The sequence below is a fragment of the Flavobacterium sp. ALJ2 genome, from assembly GCF_015594725.1.
GTDB lineage: Bacteria > Bacteroidota > Bacteroidia > Flavobacteriales > Flavobacteriaceae > Flavobacterium.
This window is the reverse complement of sequence record NZ_JADNRC010000080.1, coordinates 1-397: the sequence shown is the minus strand read 5'-3', so window position 1 is coordinate 397 and position 397 is coordinate 1. Positions and strand designations below refer to the sequence as shown.

Here is a 397-nt window from a genome sequence, read left to right as displayed (position 1 = left end):
CTAAATAAATAACCCAATTCCTGTTGTAAAACCTAAAGCTAAATAAGAGTTATCTCCTAAAGTAACGTTTTGAGATAGCAATAAATTTATTTTTGTATCACTATCAACACCTATTTCATCACGAGAAATAATAGTTCCTAAACTCGTGTTTCCTGCTCCTACTGGGGTATAAAAACTAACTACTCCTGTTTTAGGAGCACCTGGCATACCAACCCATTGGTAGCGGTACATCACATTAACGCTCGAATATTCATCCATAGACATAAATGCGGGATTGATTAAAGAACTATTGTAGATGTATTGCGAATACAAAGAAGACTGTTGCGCATTTACACCTATACTAAATAAGCCTATTAAAAATACTATTTTTAATTTTTTAAGAATTTTCATTTTTTAT

General features: G+C 31.7%; 1 protein-coding gene. It reads right to left on the bottom strand.

All coding sequences use genetic code 11. The annotated features are described in order from the left end of the window. On the bottom strand, nt 1–390 hold the full coding sequence (locus IUY40_RS19300; protein ID WP_195738468.1) for a PorP/SprF family type IX secretion system membrane protein: 390 nt from the start codon (nt 388–390) through the stop codon (nt 1–3). Between the last annotated feature and the right edge of the window lie 7 nt (nt 391–397).